Source organism: Piscirickettsia salmonis LF-89 = ATCC VR-1361 (assembly GCF_000297215.2).
Lineage (GTDB): Bacteria > Pseudomonadota > Gammaproteobacteria > Piscirickettsiales > Piscirickettsiaceae > Piscirickettsia > Piscirickettsia salmonis.
The window spans coordinates 1-983 of record NZ_AMFF02000168.1; the positions used below are offsets into that span (position 1 = coordinate 1).

Annotated in this window: 1 protein-coding gene; it reads right to left on the reverse strand. The window is 35.0% G+C overall.

Going from position 1 to position 983, the window contains the following annotated elements; all coding sequences use genetic code 11:
- The coding region (locus C200_RS12810) for a hypothetical protein (RefSeq protein ID WP_155276090.1) at nt 1–955 on the reverse strand (955 nt) is incomplete at its 3' end.
- Nucleotides 956–983 lie beyond the last annotated feature (28 nt).

Here is a 983-nt window from a genome sequence, read left to right on the forward strand (position 1 = left end):
AGGTAGCGACGCTTACGGCAAGTTGTTTTGCTTCTGAATTTTTGAAGAACAAAAATTCTCCTGTAAGTGCTTTATTAACTAAGTTGGCAACGCCTAAAGTTAAGCAAGTGATTAAAATGTTTATTGCTATTTTTAGAAATTGTTTGGATGGAGCATCTTTTAATAATTCAGCGCATTGCTCTTCAACTGTTTGAATTTCTCTTTCAAAATCACCTTGATTTATTTGACCTAGTTGATACTTAATAAAACTTGTAAGTATTGCTAATTCATGCTTATTAATAGCTGCTATTGTTCTTGGATTACTATTTTCAGGTCGGGCCTTTAATAGGTTAAGACTCTTTCTAAATAAACTGATTTTTCGTGCTATTTCTTTTTCTTTAGATAACTCACAGTTTGGCGCTAAATCCATTTCTATTTTGAATAGTCGCTCTGTTGCTTCGCTGATACCAGCACACTGGCTTTCTACTTGATAAATGAACCAGCCGGCATATAGTTTTTGCAGTAACTCATTTTCACTTGGAGATTCAACAAATTGTTTTTCGGTCAGCAATCGAGAGTTAGATGGAGACATCTCTGGTAAATAATTTTCCAGCAGAAGAAGGCCATAGTTCCATCGCATTGCATGCAGGCGGGTGAGCTGTAACTTGTCAGTTGATGTTAAGGCTCTATATTCACTGAAACTAAATTTATATCGTTTATCCCAGTCTATTTCTTCATAACTGCTTTGCTGGCTAATGTAATGAGAATCAACTTCCATACCTTGTTCTTGACAGAAAAAATAACTCTGTCCAGATAAGCTATATAGTGGATTGCCTTTAAATCTAGTATTTTCCGTATCCAAAGAAATATGAAGCCCAGGGTACATTATACTCATACATAACAGCTCTAAAATTGGGGAAAATATATTATTTTCTATAATACTCTTTATTGTCATTTTATCAAAAAAAAACGACATATAGCGCACCCCCGCTGCGAGCCATGGA